Origin of the sequence: Virgibacillus sp. NKC19-3 (assembly GCF_019837165.1) — a bacterium.
Taxonomy (GTDB): domain Bacteria; phylum Bacillota; class Bacilli; order Bacillales; family Amphibacillaceae; genus Virgibacillus_L; species Virgibacillus_L saliphilus.
This window is the reverse complement of record NZ_JAGYHC010000001.1, coordinates 3,601,223-3,613,602: the sequence shown is the minus strand read 5'-3', so window position 1 is coordinate 3,613,602 and position 12,380 is coordinate 3,601,223. Positions and strand designations below refer to the sequence as shown.

12 protein-coding genes are annotated in these 12,380 nt (G+C 41.8%); all 12 read left to right on the top strand.

The window, feature by feature from the left end; translation table 11 throughout:
* The first annotated feature begins 108 nt into the window (after nucleotides 1–108).
* The 12 genes from pyrG (at nucleotide 109) to prmC (ending at nucleotide 12,312) form a co-directional block, all read left to right on the top strand.
* Nucleotides 109–1,719: a CTP synthase gene (gene pyrG, locus KFZ56_RS17170; protein ID WP_222643288.1), complete on the top strand. Its 1,611-nt coding sequence runs from the start codon at nucleotides 109–111 to the stop codon at nucleotides 1,717–1,719.
* Nucleotides 1,720–2,041: 322 nt separating this feature from the next.
* A complete protein-coding gene (locus KFZ56_RS17165; protein WP_255585195.1) occupies nucleotides 2,042–2,401 on the top strand; it encodes a response regulator in 360 nt (119 codons plus the stop codon).
* A 192-nt stretch (nucleotides 2,402–2,593) separates the two neighbouring features.
* Entirely contained in the window at nucleotides 2,594–3,235 is a 642-nt protein-coding gene (fsa, locus tag KFZ56_RS17160) for a fructose-6-phosphate aldolase (protein ID WP_222643286.1), read from the top strand.
* 118 nt (nucleotides 3,236–3,353) lie between these two features.
* Nucleotides 3,354–4,643, top strand: a complete 1,290-nt coding sequence (gene murA / locus KFZ56_RS17155; protein WP_222643285.1) for a UDP-N-acetylglucosamine 1-carboxyvinyltransferase — start codon at nucleotides 3,354–3,356, stop codon at nucleotides 4,641–4,643.
* Nucleotides 4,644–4,765: 122 nt separating this feature from the next.
* The gene (gene glpX / locus KFZ56_RS17150; protein ID WP_222643284.1) at nucleotides 4,766–5,734 is read left to right on the top strand and encodes a class II fructose-bisphosphatase; all 969 of its coding nucleotides are present in this window, start codon (nucleotides 4,766–4,768) and stop codon (nucleotides 5,732–5,734) included.
* A gap of 501 nt (nucleotides 5,735–6,235) precedes the next feature.
* Nucleotides 6,236–7,516 carry a transcription termination factor Rho gene (gene rho / locus KFZ56_RS17145; RefSeq protein WP_222643283.1) on the top strand — a complete coding sequence of 427 codons (1,281 nt, stop codon included), beginning with the start codon at nucleotides 6,236–6,238 and terminating at the stop codon, nucleotides 7,514–7,516.
* A gap of 184 nt (nucleotides 7,517–7,700) precedes the next feature.
* The gene (locus KFZ56_RS17140) at nucleotides 7,701–7,946 is read left to right on the top strand and encodes a type B 50S ribosomal protein L31 (protein ID WP_222643282.1); all 246 of its coding nucleotides are present in this window, start codon (nucleotides 7,701–7,703) and stop codon (nucleotides 7,944–7,946) included.
* Nucleotides 7,947–8,133: 187 nt separating this feature from the next.
* The gene (locus tag KFZ56_RS17135; RefSeq protein WP_222643281.1) at nucleotides 8,134–8,754 is read left to right on the top strand and encodes a thymidine kinase; all 621 of its coding nucleotides are present in this window, start codon (nucleotides 8,134–8,136) and stop codon (nucleotides 8,752–8,754) included.
* Between the two features lie 58 nt (nucleotides 8,755–8,812).
* The gene (locus KFZ56_RS17130) at nucleotides 8,813–8,974 is read left to right on the top strand and encodes a hypothetical protein (RefSeq protein ID WP_222643279.1); all 162 of its coding nucleotides are present in this window, start codon (nucleotides 8,813–8,815) and stop codon (nucleotides 8,972–8,974) included.
* Between the two features lie 83 nt (nucleotides 8,975–9,057).
* Nucleotides 9,058–10,038, top strand: a complete 981-nt coding sequence (locus KFZ56_RS17125; RefSeq protein ID WP_222643277.1) for an NERD domain-containing protein — start codon at nucleotides 9,058–9,060, stop codon at nucleotides 10,036–10,038.
* A 344-nt stretch (nucleotides 10,039–10,382) separates the two neighbouring features.
* On the top strand, nucleotides 10,383–11,453 hold the full coding sequence (prfA, locus tag KFZ56_RS17120) for a peptide chain release factor 1 (protein ID WP_222643276.1): 1,071 nt from the start codon (nucleotides 10,383–10,385) through the stop codon (nucleotides 11,451–11,453).
* A 1-nt stretch (nucleotide 11,454) separates the two neighbouring features.
* Entirely contained in the window at nucleotides 11,455–12,312 is an 858-nt protein-coding gene (prmC, locus tag KFZ56_RS17115; RefSeq protein WP_222643275.1) for a peptide chain release factor N(5)-glutamine methyltransferase, read from the top strand.
* The last annotated feature ends 68 nt before the right edge of the window (nucleotides 12,313–12,380 follow it).

The window sequence follows — 12,380 nt, the reverse complement described above, 5'->3', positions numbered from 1 at the left end:
GCTATGTTTAAGCGTTTCCCCTGACTCGTTGGGGGAGGCGCTTTTATTATTTTTTATGTGTTTTTGCACACAATAATAGACAGCCAATATGAAGAAAGAGGGATTATAGTGACGAAATATATATTTGTTACAGGAGGCGTTGTTTCTTCCTTGGGAAAAGGAATAACAGCTGCTTCATTGGGCCGCTTATTGAAAAATCGCGGGTTGAAGGTAACCATTCAAAAATTCGATCCATACCTGAATGTGGATCCTGGGACGATGAGCCCGTATCAGCATGGAGAGGTCTTTGTGACAGAGGATGGAGCAGAAACAGATCTGGATTTAGGGCATTATGAGCGGTTTATCGATAATAATTTAAATAAATACAGCAATATAACAACAGGGAAGGTCTATTCTAGCGTCATCCGCAAAGAACGCCGTGGAGATTATCTTGGCGGTACCGTTCAAGTTATCCCTCATATTACGAATGAAATTAAAGAACAGGTATTTCGTGCTGGTGCTGCTACAAAGGCAGATGTCGTTATTACTGAAATTGGTGGTACAGTCGGTGATATTGAATCACTTCCATTTCTTGAAGCCATTCGCCAAATTAAGAGTGATGTTGGCAGAGAGAGTGTCATGTATATTCACTGTACGCTTGTTCCATATATCAAAGCAGCTAGTGAAATGAAGACAAAACCTACCCAGCACAGTGTTAAGGAATTACGTTCACTGGGAATTCAGCCGGATACAATTGTTTTACGAACAGAGCAGGAGATTAGTAAAGGCATGAAGGAAAAAATTGCTTTGTTCTGTGATATCAATGAACAAGCAGTTATCGAGTTGCGCGATGCCGATACACTTTATCAAGTGCCGATTTCCTTGCAGGAACAACATTTGGACCAGTTAACATGTGAGCATTTTGGACTGGATTGCCAAGAAGCCAATATGGATGAATGGCGAGAACTTGTAGGTAGAGTACAAAATCTTTCCAAAAAAGTTGACATCGGTATTGTTGGAAAATACGTAGAATTGCCGGATGCTTATCTTTCTGTAACGGAGGCGCTGAAACATGCCGGCTACCCCTATGATGCAGATATTTCGATTCATTGGATCAACTCAGAGGAACTGGATACAGCATCTATACAAAAAGAATTAGCTTATGTGGATGGTATCCTTGTACCAGGTGGATTTGGTGATCGAGGAATTGAAGGGAAAATCGAAGCTATTCGCTACGCACGTGAAAATAAAGTTCCATACTTTGGTATATGTCTAGGTATGCAGCTGGCGACCGTGGAATTCGCACGGAATGTACTCGGCCTGACAGATGCACATTCAGCAGAAATTAATCCGAAAACAACACATCCTGTCATTGATTTGTTGCCGGAGCAAAAGCATATTTCTGACATGGGAGGCACGTTAAGACTTGGCCTATATCCAGCCAGTTTGAAAGATGGTACCAAAGCAAAGGAAGTATACGATCATGCGGACATGATTGAGGAACGCCATCGCCATCGCTATGAATTTAATAATGATTACCGTGATCAAATGGCAGAGAATGGGTTTCTGTTCTCCGGTGTAAGTCCTGATGGAAGATTGGTGGAAATGATCGAGATTACGGATCACCCATGGTTTGTAGCAAGTCAATTTCATCCGGAATTCACCTCACGCCCAACAAAAGCACAACCACTGTTTAAAGGGTTTATTGGAGCTGCAATCGATCATCAACGAAATAAATAAAGCGAAAGAGCCTCGGGTCATACGTACACTTACGTCCGGGGCTCTTTATATGAGTTAAGAAAAACCATGGCCGCCCCTCTATCATAAAATAGCCAATCGGCTCAAAAAAGGTGCAGATAGAAAACGCGATGTGGTTTCACCATGTTCCGTGTTCTCTAAGAATCCGCACACTCAACTACCCTTTCACGCCTTTTTACCAATTGTATTCCCCCTCAAAAAAACAACTAAATGGAGATAATTCTGTAACATAGCAGGTTTTTCCAGCCTAAATATAGAAATTGTACATGGCTGTTAGATTAGAAAAGAGGGGGGAAGTATCGGTTTGCAGAAGAAAATCTTAGTAGTGGATGATCAAGCGGGCATCCGTTTATTATTAACAGATCTTTTTACAAGTAAAGGGTATCATGTAGCTACTGCTACAACAGGCAAAGAAGCTTTAGAAATGATAAATACTAGTCCTTTTCATTTAATTATCGTGGATTACAGACTCCCAATTTATAACGGGCCTGAAATATTAGATCAATTACATCAAAATGAGCAAGAAATTCCAGCATTACTAATGAGTGGTTTGGAAGAGTCTATAAAGGAGGAAGTATCTCGGTACAGTCAGGTAAAAGCTGTTTTAACAAAGCCATTTGATGTAGATCAAATGGTAGAAATTGTAAAATCTGTGATAGGCTAATTCATACAAATGTTGCGACATGAGCCGCAAATTGGTATTCTTGTACTGTAAGTGTATGTTCAAAAAGGAGGATAAAGGGGAACGAGGTGACAAGATGCCCTTATGAATGCCACTTTAACCGCACTTTTAGAACAATTTTGTACGTGGGATGGTTTTAAAAAATAATAAAACATAGAGTGGAGGAGATTAAAGATGAAATTTTTTATTGACTCGGCAAATATTGATGATATACGTTCAGCAAATGCATTAGGGATTCTAGCGGGTGTAACAACAAACCCAAGCCTCGTAGCGAAAGAAGGGGTATCTTTTCATGAGCGTTTAGCTGAAATTACGGATGAGGTATCAGGCTCTGTCAGCGCAGAAGTTATCTCAGAAGATGCACAAGGGATGATCGAAGAAGGGAAGGAACTTGCTGCAATTTCGGAGAATATTACCGTGAAAGTTCCAATGACACTTGAGGGCCTAAAGGCAGTGAAGGCACTAGCTGACTTGAATATTAAAACAAATGTAACACTCATTTTTAATGCCAATCAGGCGCTTTTGGCCGCACGAGCTGGCGCATCCTATGTATCACCATTTTTAGGGCGACTGGATGATATAGGTCAGGATGGAATGGATTTAGTTTCAACCATTTCAGCTATTTTTAAGGAGCATAATATCCATACCGAAATCATCGCTGCATCGATCAGGCATCCATTACATGTGACAGATGCTGCACTGAATGGAGCCGATATTGCAACCATTCCAATGAAAGTCATTGATCAGCTTGTTAAACATCCATTAACCGATCAAGGAATAGAAAAATTCCTTGCAGACTGGAAAAAGCAAAATTAATCGCATGAAATTGGAAATGATGCACAAAATAAGAGTAAAAAGGAAAATTAGACGATGCACGTGAATAGTGACAGAGTTGCTTCCTTTATTCTGTACGTTGAAAGGTGAGGGTTTCCAGATGGAAAAAATGGTAATTGAAGGTGGCCACCTGTTAAATGGTCAGGTTCGGATCAGTGGTGCAAAAAATAGCGCTGTTGCTTTACTACCCGCGTCCATATTAGCTGATTCCGATGTTACAATAGAGGGACTGCCGGAGATTTCGGATGTGTATACACTTGGTGGTTTGCTGGAGGAAATTGGTGGAGACGTCTCGTGGGCGGATAACCAAAACATAAATATAAGTCCACAGCATATGGTGTCCATGCCATTGCCGAATGGAAAAGTAAAAAAACTTCGTGCTTCCTACTATTTCATGGGTGCCATGTTGGGTAAATTTAATAAAGCAGTAATTGGCCTCCCCGGAGGATGCTATTTGGGCCCACGTCCGATTGATCAGCATATTAAGGGGTTTGAAGCGCTTGGAGCTGAAGTCACCAATGAACAAGGAGCCATCTACCTACGTGCAGAAGAGCTTAGAGGTGCTCGTATTTATCTGGATGTCGTCAGTGTTGGTGCAACGATTAATATCATGCTCGCTGCCGTGAGGGCAAAGGGAAAAACCACCATTGAAAATGCTGCCAAAGAACCGGAGATTATTGATGTAGCCACATTGTTAACAAATATGGGCGCGAAAATAAAAGGTGTCGGCACGGATGTTATTCGTATTGAAGGCGTCCCTCACCTGCATGGGTGTACGCATACGATTATCCCAGACCGTATTGAAGCTGGTACGTATGCCATTGCAGCTGCTGCACAAGGAGAAAAAGTGCTCATTGACAATGTCATTTCCCAACATATAGAATCTGTATTGGCCAAATTACGGGAGATGGGTGTATCGATAGAGGAAAATGATGAACAACTTTTAATCACACCGAAGGCACCGCTAAAAAGCGTGGATATAAAAACATTGGTGTATCCGGGATTCCCTACAGACCTCCAGCAGCCTTTTACATCTTTATTAACAAAAGCATTAAATACAGGCGTGATTACAGATACGATTTACACGGCACGTCTTAAGCATATTGACGAGTTAAGGCGCATGAATGCTACAATAAAGGTCGAGGGCGGTTCAGCGATCGTATCAGGCCCTGTTCGACTGGAAGGTGCAAAAGTAAAAGCAACCGATCTGCGAGCAGGCGCCTCTCTGATTGTTGCTGGGTTAATGGCTGAAGGCTTAACGGAAATAACCGGCCTGGAGCACATTGACAGAGGATATGAAAAAATCACAGAGAAATTACTTAGCCTCGGTGCAAATGTATGGCGGGAAGAAATGTCAGAAGCAGAAATCGTCCACTTTCAAAATTCATAAATTCGGTTTTGGATAGCTTATTGGCGATCTTCCTGCTTCTAAAAGCCGCTGATGCTTTTCATACATAAATAGTCCTTTGGGATGAGGATAAGGATATTTGAATGAAAAGGGAGAGGAAATACATGGAAAGAAGTTTGACGATGGAATTAGTTCGTGTGACAGAGGCTGCCGCACAAAAATCAGCTCGCTGGATGGGAAGAGGTAAGAAGGAAGAAGCAGATGATGCAGCAACTACAGCGATGCGTGATGTCTTTGATACCATTCCCATGCAAGGGACGGTTGTAATTGGGGAAGGCGAGAGAGACGAAGCCCCAATGCTTTATATCGGCGAGGAACTTGGTACCGGAGCGGGCCCGGGAGTAGATGTAGCCGTCGATCCACTGGAAGGTACGGATATTGTTGCGCAAGGCTCCTGGAATGCACTCGCTGTTATTGCTATTGCGGATAGGGGAGCACTGTTGCATGCGCCGGATGTGTATATGCAAAAAATTGCAGTAGGCCCGGAATCGGTAGGTAAAATTGATATAAATGCCCCTGTTTATGACAATTTACAAGCAGTTGCCCATGCAAAAAATAAAAATATAGAAGATGTGGTTGCAACTGTTTTGGATCGCCCGCGTCATGCGAAATTGATTGAGGAAATTCGTGCAACCGGCTCCCGAATTAAGTTAATCCCAGCTGGGGATGTAGCAGCGGCAATGAATACAGCTTTTGATGATACCGGAGTGGATATTTTGCTTGGAACTGGCGGCGCCCCGGAAGGTGTACTTGCTGCGGCAGCGCTAAAATGTTTAGGTGGAGAAATTCAAGGGAAATTAGCTCCGGCCAATGACGAGGAAAAGGCACGCTGCACTAAAATGGGCATTACAGACTTAAACAAAGTATTCTACATGGATGACCTTTGCAGTGGGGATGACGCTATTTTCGCTGCAACAGGCGTAACAGATGGGGAGCTCTTGCAAGGTGTTCAGTTTAAAGGATCAAAGGCAACAACGGAAACTATTGTTATGCGGGCAAAAAGCGGCACGGTCCGTTTCATTGATGGCAAACATAGTCTACAGAAAAAGCCTGACCTTGTTATGAAATCCTAATATAAGTGTGTGTGCTCGGAATGAGTTGGCTGCGAGTGCGTATGAATGCTTATCTTACTCGAAAACCATTACACTCGAGGGCATTATCATGTCACAGGCGTCGAAAGTTCGAGGTTGTAAGCTCCTGAGCGTGGTCTTCCAAAGCAGAAGCTCTCCTACGATAGGTCATTTTTACCGGATTTTTTAAAACATCATTTATTACAAACCATGTCCCTTCTAATCACCATGTTAGCTGATTGAAGAAGGGGCATCGTTTTTCTATGAAAAATCTAGTAAATATTTAAAATAGAGTTGAATGTTATGGCTTAAACGTGTAACATGGTTATATGTTTAATAAGCATATGAGTTGGCTACGATATGTAAATAAACACTTTTTTCTAGCGTAAGAACTTCTATCAGCTTCTGATCATTCTTCATCTCTATCAGGGACTACCTTCCGTGAAAGATCTTTTATCAAATATCGTAATACAAAAATTAAAAATGAGTAGGCGTGGTGATTTTATGGCTACATTAACAATCTCTCAATTAGAGACATTAACACTAAAAGAAATTTATGCGTTAGCGAAGGAATATAAAATATCCTATTACGCAAAATTAACGAAAAAAGAACTTATATTTGCTATTTTAAAAGGACAGGCAGAACAAGATGGCTTCTTATTTATGGATGGTGTATTGGAGATTATCCCCTCAGAGGGATTTGGCTTTCTAAGACCCATTAATTATTCCCCGAGCGCAGAAGATATTTACATTTCCGCTTCGCAAATTCGCAGGTTTGACCTCAGGAATGGGGATAAAGTATCTGGAAAGGTTCGTCCACCGAAGGAAAATGAGCGTTATTATGGTTTGCTGCATGTTGACGCGGTAAACGGCATGGACCCGGATACATCCAAAGAACGTGTTCATTTTCCGGCACTGACCCCACTGTATCCGGATCGATTGATGAATTTGGAAACAGATTCAAAAAGGCTCTCTACCCGCATTATGGATCTAATGACTCCGGTTGGATTCGGTCAACGTGGGCTTATTGTTGCACCACCAAAAGCTGGTAAAACAATGCTATTAAAAGAAATCGCAAACAGTATTTCAGAAAATCACCCGGACGCCAAATTAATTATCTTGTTGGTGGATGAGCGCCCTGAGGAAGTAACAGATATTGAGCGTTCTGTATCTTCTGATGTAGATGTTGTCAGTTCCACTTTTGATGAAGTTCCTGAAAGTCATATTAAGGTTTCGGAGCTTGTATTGGAAAGAGCCATGCGTTTAGTTGAGCACAAACGTGATGTGATTGTGTTGATGGACAGTATTACAAGGCTCGCACGTGCATATAACCTAGTGATTCCGCCAAGCGGCCGTACACTATCCGGTGGTATCGACCCGGCAGCATTTCACCGTCCGAAGCGATTTTTCGGTGCTGCAAGAAACATCGAGGAAGGCGGAAGCTTCACTGTTCTTGCTACAGCTTTAGTCGATACAGGCTCTCGTATGGATGATGTTATATATGAGGAGTTCAAGGGTACCGGAAACATGGAGCTACATCTTGACCGCAATTTGGCAGAGCGCCGAATTTTTCCTGCGATCGATATTCTGCGTTCCAGTACGCGAAAAGAAGAATTGCTTGTTGATAAAGGTCAGCTTGATAAAATGTGGGCCATCCGCAAAACCATGCAAGATTCCCACGATTTCCTCGAACGCTTCCTAAGAAGATTGAAAGCATCCAACACAAATGAGGAATTTTTCCAATTAATGGATGAGGAAATGAAGCGCAAAGGAACGAAGAGATAGCGTTAGTAGGGTGAATGAAGTGCGATGAGGATCGTTTTTTCGTAAACAATTAATGCCGGCCTATTGCAATCAGAATTCCATACTGTTATAATCTTTTTATGTGAGTTTAGATAGGGTATTTGCCTATAACGTCTAATGTATAACTCTGTTTCAATCGATTCAGGGCAAAAAGGAGTGGAAAGACATGAAAAAGGACATTCATCCCGAGTATAGAAAAGTAGTATTTTTGGATACTAGTTCAGATTTTAAATTCTTAACCGGTTCAACACAAAATTCAGACGAAACCATTGAATGGGAAGATGGCAACACGTATCCATTAATCCGTGTTGAAATCAGTTCAGATTCACACCCATTCTACACAGGTAAACAAAAAGCGGACAAAGTCGGCGGACGTGTAGACCGATTCAAGAAGAAATATAATATGAAATAAAAAGTGAAGCCGAAGCTTGATGCGTAAAAGGCATCGGTAACGATTGCTTCCATTCGAGGCATAATAAGAAGAAAACAGGCAAAACGTCTATATTTTGTCTGTTTTTTTCTTTTAAAATAAGTTATAAATAGTAAAGTAATGGAAACGAATATAGTACATAAGGACAATGGAAGAAGGGGGTTCCCTCATGTATCAATGGCAACAACATGGTTGGGTGGAAGTAATTTGTGGTAGCATGTTTTCCGGAAAATCAGAGGAATTAATCCGTCGCGTTCGCCGTGCAACATACGGGAATTTATCTGTGCGTGTTTTTAAACCGGTAATGGATACTAGGTATGAGAATAAATCTGTTGTATCACATAGTGGATCTTCCACCGTAGCACGCCCTGTAAAAAGCGCGGATGAAATTTTGGAGAATATAAATGAAAACTTGGATATCATCGGAATTGATGAGGCGCAATTTTTCGATGAACCTATTATCAACGTGGTAAATCAGCTCGCGAGTCAAGGATTTCATGTCATCATTGCAGGTCTGGACACTAATTTTCGTGGGGAGCCATTTGGCGCCATGCCCAAACTAATGGCATTAAGCGAATCTGTAACAAAATTAAACGCCATTTGTCCAATATGCGGAGCTCCTGCCAGTCGTACCCAGCGTCTCATTGATGGTCGTCCGGCATCATATGATGATCCGACTATTTTAGTAGGTGCTTCTGAATCCTATGAACCAAGATGTCGCCACCATCACGAAGTCCCAAAAAAAACAAGTGATAAAGCCTCAAGTGATCTGTCTGAGGTATCGAAGTAAAAGAGCGCCGGAATGGTGCTCTTTTTTCGTTGAATGGCAGTGGGAGAAGCGGGACGGTGTGGTGAATGCTGAATCAGGTGGAGTGAAAGCCGAACCGAGTAGCAAAGAAGCCGAAGCGTGTTGGGCGAAAGCTGAAGCGGATGAGCAGAAAGCCGAAACGTGCTGGGCGAAAGCTGAAGCGGATGGCGCGAAAACTTCAGCAACGAAAGTTCATTGCTGAGGTTTCCCAAATAAAAAGGAATAGGAGTAGATGCTGTCGAAACTAGTAGTGAGACAAAAATTATTTTAAAAGGAAGTGAGGCAATGATTGTAAAGAAGTACGAAAAATCATTGAAATTGTGGCAACTGGAAGCATTAGATCGAAGGTTGGCTCCACTGCATCCAGAGAAGGGTAGAGTTCAAAAGAGTTTAAAGAATAAGCAAGCAGGCGCAAAAGGTGAAAAAGAAATCTCATATCCTTTACGATTTTTAGATGACCGGAAATATCTTATATTACACAATCTCCGGATTGCGGATGAGCAAGGTTTTTTTCAAATAGATACACTTATGTTGTCTGCAAAGTACATTCTTATTTTGGAAGTAAAAAATTGGTATGGTACTGTTATATTTGGTGAAAATGGACAGGTAACACGTATCAATGATGAAAATAAGGAAGACGGCTTCGAGAACCCTAACTCGCAAGCAAAACTTCAAAGACATCGCCTGCAAAGGTGGCTTCGCTTACAATGTGATATGGAGCTCCCCATCAAGTTCTTCATCGTAATCAGCTTTCCCAGCACGATCATCAAATCTGCAACTTCTCAAAATCTTATCCCAAAAGAAGTAATTCATAAAAATGATCTGTACTTTAAAATAGAGGCTTTAAGCAATGAATTAACTGTGAATTATATGGAAAAAGAACAGCTCATGAATCTCGCCAAACGTTTAATGGCAGCGCATAAACCTCAAGATGAAAATATATTGGATCGATTTCGTATAACTAAAAATGAATTGATAAAGGGCGTTTTCTGCCCGAAGTGTGGTGCGATATCAATGGTCAGAGATAAAAGAAAATGGCTTTGTTCGGCATGTAAATATGTATCAATAAAAGCACACTTGCCGTCTTTGTTTGATTATAAATTGTTAATTGGTGATAAAATATCCAATAGAGAAGCGAGGGATTTTTTACAAGTGGATTCACCAGACGTTGTTAAAGGTATTTTAAAAAGGGAAAATTTTAGTAGAATAGGGGAAAAAAGTACCCGGTTGTATGCGTTGAAATTTAACAACAACTGGAATAATTAAACCGGATTAGAGCGGAAAACTGAACCGAGAGCCACGAAAGCTGAACCGAGTGGATCGAAAACTGAACCGAGAGCCGTGAAAGCTGAACCGATTGGATCGAAAACTGAACCGAGAGCCGCGAAAGCCGAAGCAGGAGGATCGAAAGCTGAACTGAGATCCGCGAAAGCCGAATCGAGTGGATCGAAAGCTGAACTGAGAGCCGCGAAAACTGAAGCAGCTGACATGAATGCCGAAACAAGCTCCTCGAATCCAATGCTAACCTCATTCCCGGCACTACAATTAACTTTGACCTCCACATCCGAGTATATTATAATTATACTGTTAATCGAAAAGAGGTGTTCGTTATGTTAGAACGTTTACAATCATTGGAAGATCGATATGATACATTGAATGAAATGCTTAGTGACCCTGATATTATAAGTGATACAGCGAAATTAAGAGAGTATTCGAAGGAACAGGCGGGTCTGGAGGATGTTGTGCAGGCCTATCGTAAATATAAAGATGTAACCGCGCAGTTAAAAGATGCGAAAGAGATGCAAGAAGATAATTTGGATGATGAAATGGAAGAGATGGTGAAAGCAGAAATCACCGAACTCGAACAATCCAAGGAAGAACTTGAAGAAAAGATGAAAGTGTTAATGCTTCCGAAAGATCCGAATGATGATAAAAACGTGTTTATGGAAATTCGCGGTGCAGCGGGCGGTGATGAGGCTGCATTATTCGCTGGCGATCTATACCGTATGTATTCTCAATTTGCAGAGAATCATGGATGGAAAACAGAAGTCATGGAAGCTAGTTCAACAGGAGTTGGCGGTTATAAAGAGATTGTTTTTATGATCAGCGGAACTGGAGCATATTCCAAATTAAAATATGAAAATGGGGCACATCGCGTTCAACGGGTTCCGGAGACAGAATCCGGTGGCCGAATTCATACATCAACGGCAACGGTCGCTATTTTGCCTGAAGCTGAAGATGTCGAGGTTGATATCAATGAAAAAGATATTCGTGTCGATACATTTGCCTCAAGCGGACCCGGGGGGCAAAGTGTCAATACGACGATGTCAGCAGTGCGCTTAACCCATGAACCGACCGGAGTTGTTGTATCTATCCAAGATGAAAAATCACAAATTAAAAACAAGGAAAAGGCGATGAAGGTGCTGCGTGCACGGATTTATGATATGTATCAACAGGAAGCTCAGGCGGAATATGATGAAAGCAGAAAATCAGCTGTTGGCACAGGGGATCGTTCCGAGCGGATTCGCACCTATAATTTCCCGCAAAATCGTGTGACCGATCACCGTATTGGATTAACGATTCATAAATTGGATCAGGTCTTGCAAGGGAAACTGGAAGAATTTATCGATGCTTTGTTATTGGAAGAACAAACCAAGAAATTGGAACAAATAGGGGAATAACATGAATCTTAAACAATATGAAGTCCTCAACCGGGCTTCTCTTTTTTTAGAAAAACATAACCGTGAACCAAAAGTGGCGGAGCTGTTGCTACAGCACCATCTGCAGGTTTCCCGTTCCAAATTTTACGCGATGATGCAGGATCGACCTTCGCGAACCGTGGTGGAAAATTTCCAAACCGATATTTCCAAGCATGCGTTAACGGGTGTTCCTGTTCAGCATCTTACCGGACAGGAATCCTTTTATGGAAGGCTATTTTCCATTAATGAACATGTGCTCATCCCGAGACCGGAAACGGAAGAGCTGGTTCAACATGTGATACACCGAGCCCGGCAAAATAAAGAAGTGCAACCAGTCATCGTTGATGTCGGTACAGGAAGCGGGGTCATTGCTATTACACTTGCACTTGAGATCCCAAACGCAATTGTATACGCCACTGATATTTCAGAAGAGGCGCTAACCATTGCTGATCAGAACGCAAAGCGGCTTGGTGCGGAGGTGCCCTTTTTACAGGGCAATTTTCTGCAGCCATTCATCGATAACCATGTACAAGCGAATATCATCGTATCCAATCCACCGTATATTGCAAAGGCGGACGCGGGATATCTATCCGATACTGTAAAAAATTTTGATCCGGAGATCGCCTTATTCGCAGCGGAAAATGGGTTAGCTGCTTATAAGCAAATTATTGAACAATCGCGTGAGGTGATCGGAAAAGGCGGTCATCTGGCATTTGAAATAGGATATGAACAGAGCGTTGCCGTAACGGCATTGATCAAAAATGTTTTTCCAATGGCTGAAGTCCAGACCATTCAAGATATAAATAAAAAAGATCGTATTGTGACGGTACGCAACCGTTGAAAGCCTACCTTGCCTTCTTATCCAAAAATAATGGCCTTGCCGTAAGTATTGTTGCTTTTAAATTGTCG

Excerpts from the sequence above, each read along its gene's own strand:
- KFZ56_RS17140 (WP_222643282.1), top strand. The coding sequence starts at position 7,701 with ATGAAAAAGGACATTCATCCCGAGTATAGAAAAGTAGTATTTTTGGAT.
- glpX (WP_222643284.1), top strand. The coding sequence starts at position 4,766 with ATGGAAAGAAGTTTGACGATGGAATTAGTTCGTGTGACAGAGGCTGCC.
- murA (WP_222643285.1), top strand. The coding sequence starts at position 3,354 with ATGGAAAAAATGGTAATTGAAGGTGGCCACCTGTTAAATGGTCAGGTT.
- rho (WP_222643283.1), top strand. The coding sequence starts at position 6,236 with ATGGCTACATTAACAATCTCTCAATTAGAGACATTAACACTAAAAGAA.
- KFZ56_RS17125 (WP_222643277.1), top strand. The coding sequence starts at position 9,058 with ATGATTGTAAAGAAGTACGAAAAATCATTGAAATTGTGGCAACTGGAA.
- fsa (WP_222643286.1), top strand. The coding sequence starts at position 2,594 with ATGAAATTTTTTATTGACTCGGCAAATATTGATGATATACGTTCAGCA.
- prmC (WP_222643275.1), top strand. The coding sequence starts at position 11,455 with ATGAATCTTAAACAATATGAAGTCCTCAACCGGGCTTCTCTTTTTTTA.
- prfA (WP_222643276.1), top strand. The coding sequence starts at position 10,383 with ATGTTAGAACGTTTACAATCATTGGAAGATCGATATGATACATTGAAT.
- KFZ56_RS17135 (WP_222643281.1), top strand. The coding sequence starts at position 8,134 with ATGTATCAATGGCAACAACATGGTTGGGTGGAAGTAATTTGTGGTAGC.